The sequence below is a fragment of the Pseudomonas sp. PMCC200344 genome, from assembly GCF_030053095.1.
GTDB classification, from domain to species: domain Bacteria; phylum Pseudomonadota; class Gammaproteobacteria; order Pseudomonadales; family Pseudomonadaceae; genus Aquipseudomonas; species Aquipseudomonas svalbardensis.
The window spans coordinates 5797373-5815595 of record NZ_CP125618.1; the positions used below are offsets into that span (position 1 = coordinate 5797373).

At 58.9% G+C, this 18223-nt stretch carries 16 protein-coding genes; 2 read left to right on the forward strand and 14 right to left on the reverse strand.

From position 1 onward, the window contains the following. Positions 1-50: 50 nt before the first annotated feature. The gene (locus QFW87_RS26675; protein WP_007941657.1) at positions 51-473 is read right to left on the reverse strand and encodes an OsmC family protein; all 423 of its coding nucleotides are present in this window, start codon (positions 471-473) and stop codon (positions 51-53) included. A 231-nt stretch (positions 474-704) separates the two neighbouring features. Here QFW87_RS26675 and crp point away from each other — a divergent pair, with 231 nt between their 5' ends. Then, positions 705-1349, forward strand: a complete 645-nt coding sequence (gene crp / locus QFW87_RS26680; RefSeq protein ID WP_283181885.1) for a cAMP-activated global transcriptional regulator CRP — start codon at positions 705-707, stop codon at positions 1347-1349. Here the strand turns inward: crp and QFW87_RS26685 are convergent. The 4 genes from QFW87_RS26685 to QFW87_RS26700 form a co-directional block, all read right to left on the reverse strand. After that, positions 1346-2047 (reverse strand): lipoate--protein ligase family protein, encoded by a 702-nt coding sequence (locus QFW87_RS26685; protein ID WP_283181886.1) that lies wholly within the window; start codon positions 2045-2047, stop codon positions 1346-1348. The genes crp and QFW87_RS26685 overlap by 4 nt on opposite strands. Positions 2048-2114: 67 nt before the next feature. Then, positions 2115-2951, reverse strand: a complete 837-nt coding sequence (trpC, locus tag QFW87_RS26690; RefSeq protein ID WP_283189244.1) for an indole-3-glycerol phosphate synthase TrpC — start codon at positions 2949-2951, stop codon at positions 2115-2117. Beyond that, a complete protein-coding gene (gene trpD, locus QFW87_RS26695) occupies positions 2948-3997 on the reverse strand; it encodes an anthranilate phosphoribosyltransferase (protein WP_283181888.1) in 1050 nt (349 codons plus the stop codon). The genes trpC and trpD overlap by 4 nt, the downstream gene beginning before the upstream one ends. A gap of 9 nt (positions 3998-4006) precedes the next feature. After that, entirely contained in the window at positions 4007-4600 is a 594-nt protein-coding gene (locus QFW87_RS26700) for an aminodeoxychorismate/anthranilate synthase component II (protein ID WP_033056198.1), read from the reverse strand. Between the two features lie 405 nt (positions 4601-5005). On the opposite strand from QFW87_RS26700, the gene estP reads away from it, so the two are divergent. After that, a complete protein-coding gene (estP, locus tag QFW87_RS26705; RefSeq protein WP_283189245.1) occupies positions 5006-6913 on the forward strand; it encodes an esterase EstP in 1908 nt (635 codons plus the stop codon). A 175-nt stretch (positions 6914-7088) separates the two neighbouring features. On the opposite strand, the gene trpE is transcribed toward estP, so the two are convergent. The 9 genes from trpE to QFW87_RS26750 form a co-directional block, all read right to left on the reverse strand. Further along, positions 7089-8570, reverse strand: coding sequence for an anthranilate synthase component I (gene trpE / locus QFW87_RS26710; protein WP_283181890.1), 1482 nt, complete (start codon positions 8568-8570; stop codon positions 7089-7091). Positions 8571-8642: 72 nt separating this feature from the next. Beyond that, positions 8643-9461: a phosphoglycolate phosphatase gene (locus tag QFW87_RS26715; protein ID WP_149629954.1), complete on the reverse strand. Its 819-nt coding sequence runs from the start codon at positions 9459-9461 to the stop codon at positions 8643-8645. Beyond that, on the reverse strand, positions 9458-10132 hold the full coding sequence (rpe, locus tag QFW87_RS26720) for a ribulose-phosphate 3-epimerase (RefSeq protein ID WP_008035979.1): 675 nt from the start codon (positions 10130-10132) through the stop codon (positions 9458-9460). The genes QFW87_RS26715 and rpe overlap by 4 nt, the downstream gene beginning before the upstream one ends. A 79-nt stretch (positions 10133-10211) precedes the next feature. Next, entirely contained in the window at positions 10212-11360 is a 1149-nt protein-coding gene (locus QFW87_RS26725) for an iron-containing alcohol dehydrogenase (RefSeq protein ID WP_283181891.1), read from the reverse strand. Positions 11361-11489: 129 nt separating this feature from the next. After that, positions 11490-13619 (reverse strand): phosphocholine-specific phospholipase C, encoded by a 2130-nt coding sequence (locus tag QFW87_RS26730; RefSeq protein ID WP_283189246.1) that lies wholly within the window; start codon positions 13617-13619, stop codon positions 11490-11492. Positions 13620-13649: 30 nt separating this feature from the next. After that, positions 13650-14753, reverse strand: a complete 1104-nt coding sequence (locus QFW87_RS26735) for a hypothetical protein (RefSeq protein WP_283189247.1) — start codon at positions 14751-14753, stop codon at positions 13650-13652. 132 nt (positions 14754-14885) lie between these two features. Next, positions 14886-15710, reverse strand: coding sequence for an ABC transporter permease (locus QFW87_RS26740; protein WP_283189248.1), 825 nt, complete (start codon positions 15708-15710; stop codon positions 14886-14888). Between the two features lie 12 nt (positions 15711-15722). Next, the gene (locus tag QFW87_RS26745) at positions 15723-16970 is read right to left on the reverse strand and encodes an ABC transporter permease (RefSeq protein WP_283181895.1); all 1248 of its coding nucleotides are present in this window, start codon (positions 16968-16970) and stop codon (positions 15723-15725) included. A 207-nt stretch (positions 16971-17177) separates the two neighbouring features. Next, entirely contained in the window at positions 17178-18221 is a 1044-nt protein-coding gene (locus QFW87_RS26750) for an ABC transporter substrate-binding protein (protein WP_283181896.1), read from the reverse strand. Between the last annotated feature and the right edge of the window lie 2 nt (positions 18222-18223).

Consider the following 18223-nt stretch of genomic DNA (forward strand, 5'->3'; position numbering starts at 1 on the left):
GCTTTAGATCGCCACAGTCTGCACTGCCTTTATGATAGTTGAATGTCGATTCAACCGAGCTCGATGATCTCGTAGTCATGAGTAATTGCCACGCCAGCCGCTCCAAGCATGATCGACGCCGAGCAATACTTCTCGGCAGACAGCTCGATGGCGCGTTTGACCTGGGCTTCTTTCAAGCCGCGGCCCTTGACCACGAAATGCATGTGGATCTTGGTGAAAACCTTCGGATCTTCGGTGGCGCGCTCGGCTTCGAGGAAGGCTTCGCAGCTTTCAACAGCCTGACGGGACTTCTTGAGGATGCTGACCACGTCGAAATTGCTGCAACCGCCAACACCCAGCAGGAGCATTTCCATCGGCCGGACACCCAGGTTGCGACCGCCGGCATCGGGCGGACCGTCCATGACCACGACATGACCGCTGCCGGATTCGCCGAGGAACATGGCTTCGCCAGCCCATTGGATGCGTGCCTTCATCGCCAAGACTCCACTGTATAAAAAAGGGTCGCCAGCTTAGCACAGGGGCCTTGATGGACGGCGTCTCGCCTTCCTACGACGCAAGCCGCTGCGCTGTAGGTAAATTCTCGAATATTGCAGGAAGTGTCTGTTAAGCTGGCGCCAATTCACTGGCGCATAGCCAGCTTTGTAGCAACCTCAGCGACTCATAAGAAAACCAAACACACCGTGAAGTCTTTTCGGGATACAACCATGGTTGCTATTACCCCAACACCCAAAATCAAGAACCTCGACAAGCTGCTGATGCACTGCCAGCGCCGTCGTTATGCGGCCAAAAGCAACATCATTTGTGCCGGCGATCGCTCGGACACGCTGTTCTTCATCATCAAGGGTTCGGTCACCATCTTGATCGAGGATGACGATGGCCGCGAAATGATCATCGCCTACCTGAACACCGGAGACTTTTTCGGCGAGTTGGGCCTGTTCGAACAGGCTGGCCTGGAACAGGAACGCAGCGCCTGGGTGCGCGCCAAGATCGAATGCGAAGTCGCGGAGATCAGCTACGCGAAATTCCGCGAGCTGTCCCAACAGGATCCAGACATCCTTTACGTGCTCAGCGGACAAATCGCACAGCGCCTGCGCAACACCACCCGCAAAGTGGGTGACCTTGCATTCTTCGACGTTACCGGCCGCGTCGCACGCTGCCTCTTGGAGCTGTGCAAGCAGCCAGATGCAATGACCCATCCCGATGGCATGCAGATCAAGGTGACCCGTCAGGAGATCGGGCGGATTGTCGGTTGTTCACGAGAGATGGTCGGTCGCGTACTCAAGGACCTGGAAGAACGCAATCTGGTGGACGTCAAAGGCAAGACCATGGTGGTCTTTGGTACGCGCTAAGCCCTGAACATGTCTGCCAGCAACTGGTGGTACAACGTGTCGAGTCGCCCCAACGCATCAGGTGCTGCATATTTTTCATGAAGAGCAATGTGGCTCTCGGCGCGAACTCGCTGCTCCAGGCCACAGGCTTCATTGAAACGGTTAACCGCCGCAACCATTGACTCACGCTCGTTATCGAGCAACAAAGCACCGTGCACCAACCCTACCGGACGCGTACCGCCCTTGCTCTGGCGCCAGCGTTGAGCCGTGCCGACCATCTTGCGCCCATCAAGGTTGACGTTGAAACGCCCATCACAGAACGCACCCTCTATTTCGCCCAAAGACGAAACGCCGCCCAGTTCATCGAGTAGCTGACAAATCGGATCGCAAAGCCGGCGATAACCGGTTTCGATACGGTTCTGGTCACCCTCACTACGCGGTGGCGCGTAGACCAGTGCGATGTTGATCGTTGAGGCCGATTGCGGCACCGGTTCACCGCCGGTTTCACGCAACAATACCGGCCAACCTGCCGCCGCCGACACTTCGCACGCGGCCTCGAACCCAGGCAGACGATTCAATCGTCGCGGCATGACCAGCGCCTTATCACTGGGTTGCCAGAACAACAGACCAAACTCCGAATCGCCGGTGCACACATGGGCCAACAGATCCTGTTCGGCGAGCAGGCCGGCTTCGACGGTCAAGGCGATGGGCTGGGTCATGGCAGTAGACATCCTTTGTTTGGGGTATAAAAAAGCCGGCATCGCCGGCTTCTTCATTAAGTCACGTTCAGTCGAGTGTAGAACCGCTTACTGCGATACCACGCTCAGGAAAGAACAGACGCTGCAGTTCGGAGCCCGGGCTTTCGGCGCGCATGAACGCTTCGCCAACCAGGAATGCGAACACATCGCTGATTTCCATCAGCTCGACATCGGCCCGGTTGAGAATGCCACTTTCGGTGATCACCAAGCGATCACGCGGGATACGCGGCAACAGATCGAGGGTGGTTTCCAGATTGACTTCGAAGGTGTGCAGGTTGCGGTTGTTGATACCGACCAACGGAGTGTCGAGGATTTTCAAGGCCCGCTCCAGCTCGTCGCCATCGTGAACTTCCACCAGCACATCGAGGCCGACACTTTTGGCGACGGCAGCCAACTCGGCCATTTTCACGTCATCCAGTGCGGAGACGATCAACAGCACGCAGTCGGCGCCCAACGCTCGGGCTTCAATGATCTGGTACGGATCGATCATGAAGTCCTTGCGGATCACCGGCAGTTTGCACGCCGCCCGCGCCTGTTGCAGATACGCATCGGCGCCCTGGAAGTAATCGATATCGGTGAGCACCGACAGACAGGTCGCGCCGCCCTTCTCGTAACTCTTGGCGATGTCGGCGGGAACGAAGTTCTCGCGGATAACGCCTTTGCTCGGTGAAGCTTTCTTGATTTCTGCAATGACCGCTGGCTGCTTGAGCTTGGCCTGAGCCAACAATGCCTTGGCAAAACCACGGGGTGCATCGGCCGCCTTGGCCAGACTTTCCAGCTCGGCCAGGCTTACGCGAGCGCTACGCTCGGCGACCTCCTGGACTTTGCGGGCCAGAATGTTTTCCAGAACCGTCGGTACACTCATCCCTCATTCTCCACTCTGAATACCGCGGTAAATGCACCCAACTCCTCCAGTTTTTCCCGAGCGAGGCCTGTGTGCAGCGCATCGTGCGCCAGGGCAACGCCTTCTTTCAAACTGCGGGCATGGTCGGCGGCGTACAGCGCGGCACCAGCATTGAGCATAATCATTTCCGCGGCTTTCTGACCATTCTCGGTCTTGCGCTTGCCCAGGGCATCGCGGATCAGCTCCAGCGAGGCCGCCGGGCTATCCACTGCCAGACCGTGCAGGCTCTGGCTCTTCATCCCCAAGTCTTCTGGCTCGACCCAATACTCGGTGATCTGGTCATCCTTCAATTCCGCCACAAAGGTCGGCGCCGCCAGACTGAACTCGTCCAGGCCATCCTTCGAGTGCACTACCAGCACGTGCTTGCTGCCCATACGCTGCAAGACTTCGGCCAGCGGCCGGCACAACGCCTGATTGAACACGCCCACCACCTGATGCTTCACGCCGGCCGGATTCGTAAGCGGGCCGAGCATGTTGAACAGCGTACGCAAGCCCAGCTCCCGGCGCGGGCCGGCGGCGTGCTTCATGGCGCTGTGATGGGTCTGGGCGAACATGAAACCGATGCCGACGTTGTCGATGCAGCGTGCTACCTGAACCGGCGTCAGGTTCAAGTAGATACCCGCCGCCTCCAGCAAATCGGCGCTGCCGCTTTTGCCCGAGACCGCACGGTTGCCGTGCTTGGCCACAGTGCAACCGGCCGCTGCGACCACAAATGAGGAAGCAGTCGATACGTTGAAGATGTTCGCACCGTCACCGCCGGTACCCACCACATCGACGACGCCATCGAGGGTCTTGAGTTCGACTTTGTCCGCCAGCTCGCGCATGACCGACACGGCACCGACGATCTCGTCGATGCTTTCACTCTTCATACGCATGGCCATCATGAACGCGCCGATCTGCGCATCCGTGCATTGACCGGTCATGATTTCGCGCATGACATCGCGCATCTCATCGGTGCTGAGGTCGAGCTGTTCGACGATACGGCTCAGGGCTGTCTTGATATTCATGAAAAGTCCTTAGCGCGTGCCGCCGGTTTGTTTGAGGAAGTTAGCGAACAGCTCGTGACCCTGTTCGGTGAGGATCGACTCAGGGTGAAACTGGACGCCCTCGATGTTCAGTGTTTTGTGGCGCAGGCCCATGATCTCGTCGACCGAACCGTCTTCAAGCTGGGTCCAGGCGGTCAGCTCCAGGCAATCGGGCAGGGTTTCGCGTTTGACGATCAGTGAATGATAGCGGGTGACCGTCAGCGGATGGTTCAGGCCTTCAAATACGCCTTTATCCTCGTGGAACACCGGGCTGGTTTTGCCGTGCATGACCTGACGGGCGCGCACTACATCGCCACCAAAGGCCTGGCCGATGGACTGATGCCCCAGGCAGACGCCCAGAATCGGCAATTTACCGCCAAAATGTTTGATCACATCAATCGACACGCCGGCTTCGTTCGGCGTGCAAGGGCCTGGTGAAACGACGATCCGCTCAGGATTGAGGGCTTCGATTTCGGCAATGGTGAGCTCATCGTTGCGCACGACTTTGACCTGGGAGCCGAGCTCACCGAGGTATTGCACAACGTTGTAAGTAAAAGAGTCGTAGTTATCGATCATCAGCAACATGGCGTTAAGAACCTCTTGAATTCACTGACTTTAATACAGCCTTCGAATGATTTACCCGCAGTGTCCTGCACTTTGTCAGTCGCTGGAGTCGCGCTGCAAAGCGGTTTGTCTTGCGGGTAAAGAAGGCAAAGCGGTAAAGATCCGGCCGGGCCGGCAGAAGGATTCAGGCGCGCCAACGCCAACGGGCGTGTGCCTTGATGACTTGATCCAGAAGTTTGCTGACGATCAACACGGGGAAGGTCTCATTTATACGTCTTGGCACAGTAACTTAGCTGGGCAGAGCGTGCAATATGGGGCGATCGAAGCTCTTGAAACAATTGACGGGTTCGCGCCGAACGGCAACAGGCTCTATAGTTTTTGGCACTGTCGCTTTGCTCACTACAACAATAACAAACGGACTTGCTCATGATCAGACAGACGTTGGCTGTACCGCTTGCCGGCTGCTTGCTCGCCATGGCCTGCACCCAGGCGATCGCGGCGCCCAACCCTTATTCGAATTTCATCGTCTTCGGCGATAGCCTCAACGATGCCGGGCAGTTTACCGACACGGGCGGCCCTCCCGGCTCAACCGTGCGCTTCACCAACCGGACCGGACCGATTTACCAGAACGGCAGCGGCGAAGTCTATTCCGCCAACTCGACGCAATTGCTGGGTGGAAGGCTTGGGTTTTCACCGGACCAGACGGCCGCTTCAACCTCGGCGGCGCGTGCGAACCAGGGTCTGCCGGACGGTAATAACTGGGCCGTTGGCGGATATCGCACCGACCAGATCCTCACCTCGATCACCACCGCATCCGCCACGGGCGAACGCACACGCCCGGGCTATCTGCCGACAAATAACTTCAGCGCCGATCCGAATGCGCTGTATTACATTTCCGGGGGTGGTAACGATTTTCTTCAGGGACGTGTACAAAGTGGCGCTCAGGCGAATGCCGCTGCGGATCGACTGGCCAACAGCGTCCAGGTTCTGCAAACCGCCGGCGCCCGGTACATCGTGGTATGGCTGCTGCCCGACCTGGGTTTGACGCCCGCCATCAATGGCACGCCCCAGCAGACACCCACCTCACTACTGAGCTCTGCCTTCAACCGGCAACTGGTCACTCGACTGGCGGGGATCGATGCCGAAATCATCCCGCTGAACATTCCGCTGCTGTTGCAGGAAACCTTCGCCGATCCGGCTCGATTCGGTTTTGCTACCGGCCAGAACCTGACGGCGACTTGCTTCAGCGGTAACAGCTGCACCGAAAACCCTACGTATGGTATCAACAGTGCAACCCCGGACCCCAGCAAGCTGATTTATAACGACGGGGTTCATCCGACCGAAGCCGGGCAGAAACTGATTTCCGACTACGCCTACTCCCTACTGGCTGCGCCGTGGGAGCTGACGTTGTTGCCAGAAATGGCCCACGCCACCTTGCGTGCGCACCAGGATGAACTGCGCAGCCAATGGCAATCGGACTGGGAGAACTGGCAGGCGGTCGGCCAATGGCGCGCGATTGTCGCCGGTGGCGGACAGCATCTGGATGTCGATAGCCAAAGCAGCGGAGCCAGTGCCGACGGCGACGGGTACAACCTGAACATCGGCGGCAGCTATCGTCTCAACGACGCTTGGCGCGTCGGTGTGGCGGCGGGCTTCTATCGTCAGAACCTGGAAGCAGGCAATAACGATTCGGACTACAAACTCAACAGCTACCTGGCCACCGCCTTCGCCCAGTTCCAGCAGAATCGCTGGTGGGCCGATGCCGCGTTGACCGGCGGCAAGCTGGATTACGACAACCTCAAACGCAAATTCGACCTGGGTGCCAGCGAAGGTGCGGAGAAAGGCGATACCGATGGCGATCTCTGGGCCTTCAGCACCCGCCTTGGTTACGACATTGCGCAACCGGGTAGCGAGTGGCACCTGTCGCCGTTCATCAGCGCCGATTATGCAAAAGTGGAAGTCGACGGCTACTCGGAAAACAGCACTCGTTCCACAGCGCTGACCTTTGATGATCAGACTCGCGATTCAAAACGTCTGGGCGCCGGTCTGCAGGGTAAGTATCAGATCACCACGCAGACTCAAGTGTTCGGCGAATACGCGTATGAGCATGAATACGAGGATGACACTCAGAAAGTAAACATCGCGCTCAACAGCCTGCCGTCCCTGGACTTCAAACTGGACGGCTATACACCGCAAAGCCACTTGAATCGCGTGAGCCTGGGGGTCAGCCACAAGTTGACGGCCGATCTGGCGCTGCGTGGCGGATACACGTTCCGCAAGGATGATGACTTTACCCAGCAAGGGCTTACCGTTGGGGTTGCGCTGGACTTCTGATCCGGCAAACAGCAGGCACAAAAAACGCGGCGCCCTCACAGGTGCCGCGTTTTTTTATGCTGGGAGGCCCTTGTGGGAGCGAGCCTGCTCGCGAAAGCGGTGGGTCAGACAACATCAATGTTGGCTGTGCTGGCCTCTTCGCGAGCAGGCTCGCTCCCACAGGTTTTGCGTGAGCTCAGGCGTCCGGGGTTTGCTCGGCCAGGGCCACGGCACGGAACATTGCGCGGCGCTTGTTCAGGGTTTCTTCCCATTCCAGCGCCGGTACCGAGTCGGCAACGATGCCGCCGCCGGCCTGCACGTGCAGTTCGCCGTTCTTGATTACCGCGGTGCGGATCGCGATCGCGGTGTCCATGTTGCCGTTCCAGGCGAAATAGCCAACGGCGCCGCCGTAGACACCACGCTTGACCGGTTCCAGTTCGTCGATGATCTCCATCGCGCGGATCTTCGGTGCGCCAGACAAGGTACCCGCCGGCAGAATCGCGCGCAGTGCGTCCATCGCCGTCAGCCCTGCCTTCAGTTGACCGGTGACGTTGGACACGATGTGCATCACATTGGAATAACGCTCGATCACCATTTTTTCGGTGAGTTTCACCGAACCGATTTCCGAGACCCGACCGGTGTCGTTACGACCCAAGTCGATCAGCATCAAGTGCTCGGCAATTTCCTTGTCGTCGGACAGCAGGTCTTTTTCCAGCGCCAGGTCAGCCTCTTCATTGGCGCCCCGAGGACGGGTGCCGGCGATCGGGCGCACGGTGATCAGGTTGTCCTCGACCCGCACCAGCACTTCCGGCGAACTGCCGACGACGTGGAAGTCGCCGAAGTTGAAGAAGTACATATAAGGCGTCGGGTTGAAGCAACGCAGCGCCCGGTAAAGATCGATCGGCGCAGCCTTGAAGTCGATCGACATGCGCTGGGACGGCACGACCTGCATGCAGTCACCGGCCAGGATGTATTCCTTGATGGTGTCGACGGCTTTTTCGTAATCGTCCTGGGTGAAGCTCGAACGAAACACCGGATCAGCAGACTGTTGCTTGCTGAAATCCAGGCCACGGCGCGGCGTGATCGGCTGACGGAGTTTTTCCAGCAGCTCTTCCAGACGCGCCTGACCTTGTTCGAAAGCATCGTCCTGCGAGGGATCGGCCAGGACAATCGCGTGCATCTTGCCGGCGAGGTTGTCGAATACCACTACCGCGTCAGAAACCATCAGCAGAATGTCCGGCACGCCCAACGGATCCGGGTTCGGGCACTTGCCCAGACGCTTCTCCACATACCGCACACAGTCGTAACCGAAGTAACCCACCAGGCCGCCGTTGAAGCGCGGCAGGCCAGGGATGGTCGGCACGTTGTAGCGAGCTTTGAATGCTTCGACGAAGGCCAGTGGATCTTCGGCTTCGTGGCTTTCGATCTCGATGCCGTCATGGGTCACGCTGATGTGATGGTCATGAACCCGCAGCACGGTGCGGCACGGCAGACCGATGATCGAGTAACGCCCCCACTTCTCCCCGCCCTGCACCGATTCCAGCAGGTAGGAGTTGGGCTCGTCGGCCAGCTTCAGGTAGATCGACAGCGGCGTGTCGAAGTCGGCGAGGGTTTCGCAGGCAAGCGGGATGCGGTTATAGCCGGCAGCGGCCAAACGCAGGAATTCTTCGCGGATCATGGGGGTAGCCTCGTGGCTTGAGGGTCTAACAGTCAGGTATGCAAACGCGCCGGTATGTCGGCCAGGAACAAGTCAGGCGCGCCAACGCCAGCGGGCCAGGGCCTTGATGACTTTCATCCAGAGTTTGCGAGTGACCACCACGATGGCGTTTCCAGAAGGGGGTTGAACAGCGTCGGGCAACGTTATCTCAGCGGCCGGATCCAGGCAACCGGGAATTAACTTGCGCAGATCGTCGATCACCAGCGCCGGCGACTCTTCGGCAATCGGCCGGCCATGGTTATAGCCGTAACTGAGCGCCACGCATTTGACCCCGGCCGCTTTTGCCGCCAACACATCACTGCGCGAATCGCCGACGAACAAGGATTGCGACGCCGGGATGTTGGTCATTTTCATCACGAAAAACAGCGCGGCCGGGTCCGGCTTTTTCTGTGGCAGGGTATCGCCGCCGATGATCAAGCGGAAATAACGGCCGATTTTCATCTGATCCAGCAGCGGCGCGACGAAGCGCTCCGGCTTGTTAGTGATCAGCGCCATCTCGACACCCTGCTTGTGCAGCCATTTCAGGGTGTCGCGCACGCCGGGGTAAACCACCGTCAGCTCGTGACCGTCCTCGTAAAAACCGTTGAACAGCTCCAGGGCATGCTCGGCCTCGACCTCATCGACACCCTCGGCGTCGATGTGGTTGGCCAAGGCCCGGCGTACCAGCGTGTGCACGCCGTTGCCCACCCACTCACGCACCGATTCGATGCCGGCCGGTTGACGCCCGAGTTTGAGCAGCATGTTATCCACAGCCGCTGCGAGGTCGGGGACCGAATCGATCAGCGTGCCATCCAGATCGAACATCACCAGCCGCGGCAGAGACCCCGGGAACAGCTGCTCAAAGCCACTCATGGACGGGCCAGCGCCAGTTCGGAACGCATCTTTTCAATCACCTCTTGGTAGTTCGGTGCATTGAAGATCGCCGAGCCGGCGACGAAGGTGTCGGCGCCAGCAGCGGCGATTTCACGAATGTTGTTCACGTTCACGCCGCCGTCGATTTCCAGGCGGATGTCACGCCCGGAAGCATCGATCAGCGCCCGCGCTTCACGCAGCTTGTCGAGGGTGCCGGGGATGAACTTCTGCCCGCCAAAGCCCGGGTTGACACTCATCAGCAGGATCATGTCGACCTTGTCCATCACGTACTTGAGCACGTCCAGCGGGGTCGCCGGGTTGAACACCAGGCCCGACTTGCAGCCACCTTCGCGGATCAGTTGCAGGGAGCGGTCGACGTGCTGCGTGGCTTCCGGGTGAAAAGTGATGTAGGTCGCGCCGGCTTCGATGAAGTCCCCGACGATACGGTCCACCGGGCTGACCATCAGGTGAGCGTCGATCGGCGCGGTCACGCCGTACTTGCGCAACGCGGCACACACCATCGGGCCGATGGTCAGATTCGGCACGTAGTGGTTGTCCATGACATCGAAGTGCACGAAGTCGGCGCCAGCGGCCAGGACGTTGTCCACTTCTTCACCCAGGCGGGCGAAGTCGGCGGAGAGAATCGACGGAGCAATTACGAAGGGCTGCATGACGCACCTTTTTTGAGCAGAATCACGATGGCGCGCATTGTATACCTCATGCTTTGAAGCGCGCACCGTGACGCGATAATCAGTAGGCCGCTCGGTAAATCTTCTCGATATCGACGGCACTCAATTTGCGCGGATTGTTGCGCATCAGACGCTCAATTCCCGCCGCTTCCACGGCCATGGCCGGGATGGCGTCTTCGGGTACGCCGAAGCTGCGCAGGCCCGGCGGGATTTCCACCGCCGCGCATAAATCGGTCATCGCCTCTACAGCCTTGTCCGCCGCGTCGTTGGCGCTCAGATGAGCGGTCTTCACTCCCATGGCCTCGGCGATATCTTGCATGCGCTCCACGCAGGCCATTTTGTTCCAGGTCATGACATACGGCAGCAGCAAGGCATTACTGACCCCATGGGCAATGTTGAAACGGCCGCCCAGCGGATACGCCAGCGCGTGCACCGCGCCGACCCCCGCATTACCAAACGCCATACCGGCCATCAGGCTGGCGGTGGCCATGTCTTCGCGGGCCTGGAGATTGGACGGATTGGCGTAAGCCTTCGGCAGCGCCTTGGCGATGAGCTTGATGGCGCCGATGGCCAGCGCATCGGTAATCGGTGAGGCGTTGAGCGACAGATAGGATTCGATGGCGTGCACCAGCGCATCGACGCCACTGGCGGCAGTGACACTGCGCGGACAGGTCAGGGTCATTTGCGGGCTGACCAGCGCTACATCCGGTAATAGATAGTCGCTGACGATGCCTTTCTTCAGTTGCGCGACCTTGTCGGAGAGAATCGCCACGTTAGTGACTTCCGAGCCGGTGCCGGCGGTGGTCGGGATGGCGATCAGCGGCGGGCCTTTGCGCGGCACCTGATCGATGCCGAACAGATCCTCCAGCGCCCCGTGATAACCGGCGTAGGCCGCGACACTTTTAGCGATGTCGATGGCACTGCCGCCGCCCAGGCCGATCAGTCCGTCATGCCCACCCTCGCGGTAGACCCGCATGCAGTCTTCGACGATGGCGATTTCCGGGTCTGGCAACACACGGTCGAAAATTTCGTAGGGGCGGTCGCCCAGCTGCGCCAGCGCCAGCTCGACCGTGCCGGACTTGACCAGTGCGGCATCGGTGACGATCAGCGGGTTGTCGATGTCCAGGCGTGTCAGTTCAGCCGCCAGTTGCTCGATGGCACCGGCGCCGGTGATCAGTTTGTGAGCGATTTTGAAAGAGCAAAGACTCATGTGCGCAGCCTCTTATAGATAGGGGAGCTGGGCACAAGCGTAGCTGGGGATTTGCGGTTGTCTGCCATTCAGGGCGCGAATGACATCTTGCGCCGCCCAAGGCAAGACGGCTCCTCCTGCAAAATGATTTCAGGCGCCCATCGCCGGATCACTGATAGAGGACCTGCCTGTCTCGATGCGCCCCGAAAAACGCCGTGAAAAAGCGCTGTCCGTATCACTGCTAACGCTGAAGTCGTACCAGCGGCCACTCTCATCAAGCGACCATACCCGCTCGGCACTCTGACCGCTCTCGAGCCGAACCGCCCAAGGGCTGTCATTTCGATAGGCTTCAGGGCGCAGGGTTACCGTGCATGGCTGCGATCCCGTATTGAGCAAACGTACGTGCAAGCGATCCGCCACGTAATAAACACGAACTTCCGGATGAGCGCCACTTTCCGCAAGCCGTGTGGCATTACCCGTGAAATGCCGATGAAAACCATTGGGCCCCAGCACCCACAAGTCGTACAAAGCCGGGTTGCCCGACACGTCCCAATCATCTTCCAGTGTTTCGCCAACACCAACCATGTATCGGCGGGGTAGCCGATCAAGATGAAGCCTGTCGTAGACATGCAGGACGGCACCTGTCTCGCCATGGTTAACAAAATACAGCTGCATGCCCTTCTCGCCAGGCTTGAGTTCAGCACTGACGTAAAGCTCATAGGGCAGAGCGCACGAAGGCCGGGTACCTGCTGGCCGGGGTGGCATGACAGGCGTCTGAGGTACTGGCGTATAGTCCAGTTTTTCCTGAACCGAACGCAACTGGTCGGCTTGCGCCCGGGATTTGCAACCGTCCAACGTCGGGATCTCATCGTTGGGCGCTGCAAAATCGAAGACGCTCGTCAGATCCCCACAAACGGCACGTCGGTATGGGCTGATATTGGGTTCGTCGACACCGAATCGCGCCTCCAGAAATCGTAGTATCGATGTATGGTCGAATACTTGTGAGTTGACACGTCCGCCGCGACTCCAGGGCGAGATGACAAAACAAGGCACCCGCATCCCCGGCCCAAAGACTTTCCCGTCCGGTTGAGGCTGCCCCTGAGAGCCTGGGGGCTTGGGCTGACGAAAGTACTCGAAAGCCATCTGTTCATCCGTCAGGGTGGTTTTACCGGCGAACGATTTGCCGTCGGCTCGCGGTGAGGGGGCTGACGGCGAAGGGATATGATCGAAGAATCCGTCGTTTTCATCGTACGTGACGATCAACACCGTTTTACTCCAGACCTGCGGGAATGACGTCAAAGCGTCCAGTAAGGCCTGGATATACCACCCTCCTTGCACCGGACTTGATGAGCCGGGATGTTCGCAATAGGTTTTCGGTGCCGAAACCCAAGAGACTTGCGGCAACCTGCCCTCCTTTACATCTAGTTTGAACGACGCTAGATACTCATCAGGATTGCGGCCCGGCATGGTATTGGCGATCCCCTTGTATAACGGATTGCCAGGATTATCCTTGAGCGGGTCATATCCACGAAAAGACCTGTCGATGTTATTGGCAACCGGATTGCTGGAGGCTTCGTTCGCCCGTCGATATTGTTTGAACGCGCAATGCAGGTTGTCGCCCCATTCGTCGGGCATGTTCTGATAGGAAATCCAACTGACGCCAGCCTGTTCAAGGCGCTCGGCGTAGGTCTTCCATTCGTATCCGAGTATCGAATCGCGCAGCACGTCCCACTCGTTCTTGACGAAAGCAACATTGGCGCCCGTGGGCCCGTTGGTTCCCGTAAAGAAGAACGAACGGTTGCCATTGGTGCCCGCATGCATCGCGCAGTGATAGGCGTCACACAGCGTAAAAGCTTGTGCGAGAGCGAAATGGAAAGGAATCTCTGCCTGCTGGTAATACCCCATGGAGTCTGCTCTTTTGTACCTCGGCCATTCGTGCAGTCGCCCATCGCCCCAAGCGCTCTGACCATCGACCCAGTCATGCGGTGTGCTGATCGCCCGCTGGGCGTTATACATCTGCCCATCAAGGTGATAAGGCGTCAGATGGCTGCCCGACGCCGTTGTTTGTTGCCAGACACTGCTCCCTCGAGGCACCGGAATGGTGAAGCGATCAGCAAAACCACGAACGCCGGTCAGTGTTCCAAAGTAGTGATCAAAGGAACGGTTCTCCTGCATGAGGATCACCACATGTTCGACATCCATCAGCGTGCCGGTTCTGTTATTGGCCGGGATCGAGTAAGCCCGCTGAATGCTGTCAGAAACGCTTTTTTCAGAGTCCATACTTGCACCTCACCAAGATTCCATGCCGGGTCAAATTCGATAGAACGTATGAATACTGCCGGGGTGGGACTTCACGCCGTTGAGTGTCTGGGTCACTCGCACCTTGTTTTCCCTCAGCCAGGAATCGACGGGGGTGAAAATCCACTCATCGCCGTGAATCTCGAAAGTCCCTTTGACAGGCACACCGCAGACATCCTGTACCGTGTAGACAGCCCCTGGGGCGCCTTTGCCCTTGATGGCCTGCACGGGGTGTGCACTGCCTTGATCGGCCGGATCGGTGATCACGGGAACGGGCGGGCGCACGCTGAATGCACGCAACTCGCTTTGCGGTGCATTGAGAGCGCTCCCCCGCTTGAGCCTGATCTGATGCAAACCTGGCTCCCAAAACCTGGCAGGCCTGAAAGTCCAACGGCCGGTCTCCTTTGAAAACTCTCCGGCGATCGGTGTACCGACTTCATCCAACAGCTGCAGGTTTATAGCGCTCTGGTCGGAGCCAGTGATGAGTTGATCCTGAGCTGTGAACGAATAGGGAAGCGGCCGCAAAATCAGCGGAGGTGGTACGAACGGGGAAAGAGCCACCGTGAAGTTCAAAGGTTCACTATACGGCGAGGTAACGCCTGCAAGACTCTGCTGCACCTTGATGGCCTTTTCCCCATCGCCCCAGACTGTGGGCGAGGTGTAAGACCATTGTTTACCGGTGACTTCGACATACGCCCACCAGCTTTCTCCAGGCAGGGCACTTTTCACCCAGACGCTGGCACCTTCGGCGCACGTGCCGCTGATCGTCGGGTTGTTGCCCGTCACTGCACCAGGTGCTGGAGAACGGATGACTGGTACTGCAAAAACCCTGAACGCGCGCGACTCACTGTAGGGCGAGGTATCGCCTCCAAGACTCTGCTGCGCCTTGATGGCCTTTTCCCCATCGCCCCAGGCTTTGAACGAGGTGTAACTCCATTGTTTACCGGTGACTTCGGCATACTCCCACCAGCTTTCTCCAGGCAGGGCACTTTTCACCCAGACGCTGGCACCTTCGGCGCACGTGCCGCTGATCGTGGGATTGGAATCCGTCGTTTCATTTCGCTGAGGCGCTTCAACAATCGGCGCGAGAATTTCAGTAACCTGTTGGTCTGACATGTCGTTCAATCGCCATGAGAGTGCTCATGGAGAGATTACGACTGGAAAAGCACGCACCGCACCTGACAGTTCTGACAGTGCCGACGAACGGTAAAATGGGCAGTGCCCCCCCCTTCTGAGGGGCACAAACCGTCAGACCTGCGCCGTACGCAGTTTCTCGCTGCGGCCGCGCAGCCACTCGAGGGTCAGCAGCAGGATCACCGAGAAGGCAATCAGCAACGTCGCCGCCGCCGCGATGGTCGGGCTGAGGTTTTCGCGGATGCCGCTGAACATCTGCCGAGGCAAGGTCGCTTGTTCGGGACCGGCGAGGAACAGCGTCACCACCACTTCATCGAACGAAGTGGCGAACGCGAACAACGCACCGGAAATCACACCGGGCGCAATCAGCGGCAACGTCACCCGACGGAACGCCGTCAGCGGCGAAGCACCGAGGCTCGCAGCAGCACGCACCAGGTTTTGGTTAAACCCCTGCAACGTCGCCGATACCGTGATGATCACAAACGGCACGCCCAACACCGCATGCACCACGATCAGCGAGAAGAAGCTGTTACCCAGACCCAGTGGCGCGAAGAACAGATAGCTGGCCACACCGATGATCACCACCGGTACCACCATCGGCGAAATCACCAGCGCCATCACCAGCGCCTTGCCGCGGAAGTCGCCCCGCGTCAGGCCGATGGCCGCCAGCGTACCGAAGATCATCGCCAACACCGTCGCCGCCGGAGCAACGATGATGCTGTTCTTCAGCGCACGCATCCACTCGGCCGAAGCGAAGAAGTCCTGATACCAGTGCAGCGAGAAGCCTTGCAGCGGATAGACCAGGAAACTGCCCGAGTTGAACGACAGCGGAATGATCACCAGCACCGGCAGAATCAGGAACAACAAAATCAAGCCGCAGAGAATCCGCAAGCTGTAGAACCACACCCGTTCAATGGGCGACATATAAGGACTCAGCATTTCGTTCTCCCCTTAGCTCAGGCGCAGGCGACTGGCGCCCACCAGCCAGCTGTAAATCAGATAAAGCACCACGGTCGCCAACAGCAGCAGCCCACCGAGTGCGGTCGCCATGCCCCAGTTGATGCTGGTGTTGGTGTAGAAGGCGACGAAGTAACTGACCATCTGATCGTTCGGGCTGCCCAGCAACGCCGGGGTGATGTAGTAGCCGATGGCGAGGATGAACACCAACAGGCAACCGGCGCCGACACCGGCATAGGTCTGCGGGAAGTACACCCGCCAGAAACTGGCGAATGGATGGCAACCCAGGGAAATCGCGGCGCGCATGTAGGTGGGCGAAATGCCTTTCATCACGCTGTAGATCGGCAGAATCATGAACGGCAGCAGGATGTGCACCATGGAGATGTAAACCCCGGTGCGGTTGAACACCAGCTCCAGCGGTTTATCGATGATGCCCATCGCCATCAGGCCGCTGTTGATCAAGCCACCCGACTGCAGCAACACGATCCACGCGGCGACCCGCACCAGGATCGAGGTCCAGAACGGCAGCAGCACCAGAATCATCAGCAAGTTGCTTTGCCGTGACGGCAGGTTCGCCAGCAGGTAGGCCAACGGATACGCCAGCACCAGGCAGATCACGGTGATGATCAGCCCCATCCAGAAGGTGCGGGCGAAGATGTCGAGGTAGATCGCTTGGTCCGGGGTGGCCGGGGCCACTTCACCGAGGTCGTCGATACGGTGGTCGACCGCCGCCAGCAGGTAGTACGGGGTAATGCTGCTGGTGTTGCGGCGCACGGCTTGCCAGTAGGCCGGGTCACCCCAGCGCTCGTCGAGACCTTCCAGCGCTTCTTTATAAGAGGCCGGTTCGGTGGCGAACGGTAAGGCACGTGCAGTTTTGGTCAGCAGGCTGCGGTAGCCGGCCAACTCCATGTTCAAGCGCTTGGACAGGTCGCCCAGGGTCTGATTCTTGCGGGCTTCAGCGAGGTCTTCGCTGGCCGCCTTGTAAACCGGTTCAGCGGGCAAGCCTCGGCCATCCCAACTGGCGATAGCCACCACGGTGCGCGGCATGCCGCCGACCACTTCCGGGTTACCGACACTTTTGTAGAGCAGCGCCACGATGGGCACCAGGAACACCAGCAACAGAAACAGCACCAACGGCGCGATCAAGGCTTGTGCTTTCCAGCGGTTGATCCGCTCGGCGTGCTTGAGCCGCTGCTTCAAGGTGGGGTCGGTGCCCGCGTTCAGGGGAATGGCGGTGGCCATGGCGTACTCCGGAAATCTTTGATCGTTACAGAGGCAGGCACTCCCTGTAAGGGAGGCCACCTCTGTTCTTGTTAGCTACACATCGCCCCTGTTGGAGCATGGCTTGCCCGCGAAAGCGTCGGCACATTCAACATTAATGTTGACTGACACACCGTCATCGCGGGCAAGCCTTGCTCCTACAGGAGTGGATAAGCCCACGGGGTGGTCTTATTTTGCAGCCCAGGAATTGAAGCGCTGTTCCAGTTGCTCACCGTTGTCAGCCCAGAAGCTGACGTCGATCTGCACCTGGTTGGCGATGTTTTCCGGGGTGGTCGGCATGTCTTTCAGGACATCCTTGGCCAGCAACGGTACGGCTTGAATGTTGGCCGGGCCGTAGGCAATGTTTTCCGAGTAGGTCTTTTGCTGCTGCGGAGCTACCGAGAACGCGATGAATTTCTTCGCCGCTTCGGCGCGCTTGGCGTCCAGACCTTTCGGAATAGCCCAAGCGTCGAAGTCGTAGATACCGCCGTTCCACACGACTTTCAGGTTGCTTTCTTTCTGCACGGCAGCGATCCGGCCGTTGTAGGCCGAGCTCATGACCACGTCGCCGGAAGCGAGGTACTGCGGCGGTTGCGCGCCGGCTTCCCACCACTGGATGCTTGGCTTGAGTTCATCGAGTTTCTTGAACGCGCGGTCCTGACCATCCTTGCCGGCCAGTACTTTGTAGACGTCTTTCGGCGCAACGCCGTCGGCCATCAGAGCGAATTCCAGGGTGTACTTGGCGCCTTTACGCAGGCCACGCTTGCCCGGGAATTTCTTGGTGTCCCAGAAATCCACCCAGCCGGTCGGTGCGGAAGCCAGTTTGTCGGCGTTGTAGGCCAGCACGGTCGACCACACGAAGAAGCCCACGCCGCATGGCTGGATAGCGCCTTTGACGTAGTCTTCAGACTTGCCGAACAACGCCGGATCAAGTTGCTCGAACATGTCCTCGTCGCAACCACGGGACAGTTCTGGCGATTCAACTTCTACCAGGTCCCAGGACACGCTCTTGGTGTCGACCATGGCTTTGACCTTGGCCATCTCACCGTTGTACTCGCCCGCCACGATCTTGCCGTTACCTGCCGCTTCCCACGGTGCGTAGAAGGCTTTGACCTGCGCTGCCTTGTTCGCCCCGCCAAAGGACACCACGGTCAGGTCCGGGCCCGCCGCCATTGCGTGTGCCGCACCGATCATGCCCATGACCAAAGCGGTGAATTTCAGGGATCTCAACATTT

Coding starts and splice junctions, on each gene's coding strand:
- QFW87_RS26675 (WP_007941657.1), bottom strand. CDS start 473: ATGAAGGCACGCATCCAATGGGCTGGCGAAGCCATGTTCCTCGGCGAA.
- crp (WP_283181885.1), top strand. CDS start 705: ATGGTTGCTATTACCCCAACACCCAAAATCAAGAACCTCGACAAGCTG.
- QFW87_RS26685 (WP_283181886.1), bottom strand. CDS start 2,047: ATGACCCAGCCCATCGCCTTGACCGTCGAAGCCGGCCTGCTCGCCGAA.
- trpC (WP_283189244.1), bottom strand. CDS start 2,951: ATGAGTGTACCGACGGTTCTGGAAAACATTCTGGCCCGCAAAGTCCAG.
- trpD (WP_283181888.1), bottom strand. CDS start 3,997: ATGAATATCAAGACAGCCCTGAGCCGTATCGTCGAACAGCTCGACCTC.
- QFW87_RS26700 (WP_033056198.1), bottom strand. CDS start 4,600: ATGTTGCTGATGATCGATAACTACGACTCTTTTACTTACAACGTTGTG.
- estP (WP_283189245.1), top strand. CDS start 5,006: ATGATCAGACAGACGTTGGCTGTACCGCTTGCCGGCTGCTTGCTCGCC.
- trpE (WP_283181890.1), bottom strand. CDS start 8,570: ATGATCCGCGAAGAATTCCTGCGTTTGGCCGCTGCCGGCTATAACCGC.
- QFW87_RS26715 (WP_149629954.1), bottom strand. CDS start 9,461: ATGAGTGGCTTTGAGCAGCTGTTCCCGGGGTCTCTGCCGCGGCTGGTG.
- rpe (WP_008035979.1), bottom strand. CDS start 10,132: ATGCAGCCCTTCGTAATTGCTCCGTCGATTCTCTCCGCCGACTTCGCC.
- QFW87_RS26725 (WP_283181891.1), bottom strand. CDS start 11,360: ATGAGTCTTTGCTCTTTCAAAATCGCTCACAAACTGATCACCGGCGCC.
- QFW87_RS26730 (WP_283189246.1), bottom strand. CDS start 13,619: ATGGACTCTGAAAAAAGCGTTTCTGACAGCATTCAGCGGGCTTACTCG.
- QFW87_RS26735 (WP_283189247.1), bottom strand. CDS start 14,753: ATGTCAGACCAACAGGTTACTGAAATTCTCGCGCCGATTGTTGAAGCG.
- QFW87_RS26740 (WP_283189248.1), bottom strand. CDS start 15,710: ATGCTGAGTCCTTATATGTCGCCCATTGAACGGGTGTGGTTCTACAGC.
- QFW87_RS26745 (WP_283181895.1), bottom strand. CDS start 16,970: ATGGCCACCGCCATTCCCCTGAACGCGGGCACCGACCCCACCTTGAAG.
- QFW87_RS26750 (WP_283181896.1), bottom strand. CDS start 18,221: ATGTTGAGATCCCTGAAATTCACCGCTTTGGTCATGGGCATGATCGGT.